General features: G+C 73.0%; 1 protein-coding gene. It reads left to right on the top strand.

Annotated features, from left to right (window positions below; all coding sequences use genetic code 11):
• Positions 1 to 518 (top strand): D-alanyl-D-alanine carboxypeptidase/D-alanyl-D-alanine-endopeptidase (locus tag AC27KI_RS27085; protein WP_487117006.1); only part of this gene is annotated, 518 nt, incomplete at both ends.

The following is a 518-nucleotide window of genomic DNA, read 5'->3' as shown; positions in this document are numbered from 1 at the left end:
CGCCCCGCGGTCGAGGCCGCCCTGCAGCGCGCCAAGCTGCCGCGCGAGGCCCTGTCGGTGCTGGTGGTGGATGCGGAGGGCCGGCAGGCGCCCCGGCTCGCCTACCGCGCGCAGGTGCCGGTCAATCCCGCCTCGGTCATGAAGCTGGTCACCACCTATGCCGCGCTGGACCAGCTGGGGCCGGCCTTCACCTGGGACACGCCGGTGTACCTGGACGCCCGCCCGCGGTCGGGCAGCCTGCAGGGCAACGTGTACATCAAGGGGCAGGGCGACCCCAAGCTCGTGGTGGAGCGCCTGTGGCTGCTGATGCGGCGCCTGCAGGCGCAGGGCATCCAGGTGATCGTCGGCGACATCGTGCTGGACCGCAGCGCCTTCGACGTGCCCGACCACGATGCCGCGCGCTTCGACGGCGAGCCCCTGCGCCCCTACAACGCCGCGCCGGACGCGCTGCTGGTCAACTACAAGTCGATCGCCATGACCTTCGTGCCCGATGGCCCGGCCGGGCTGGCGCGCGTGCA

This window comes from Acidovorax sp. KPB24-03 (assembly GCF_057546605.1).
Note: the sequence above shows the minus strand (reverse complement) of the source record. Positions and strands in the feature narration are given on the sequence as shown.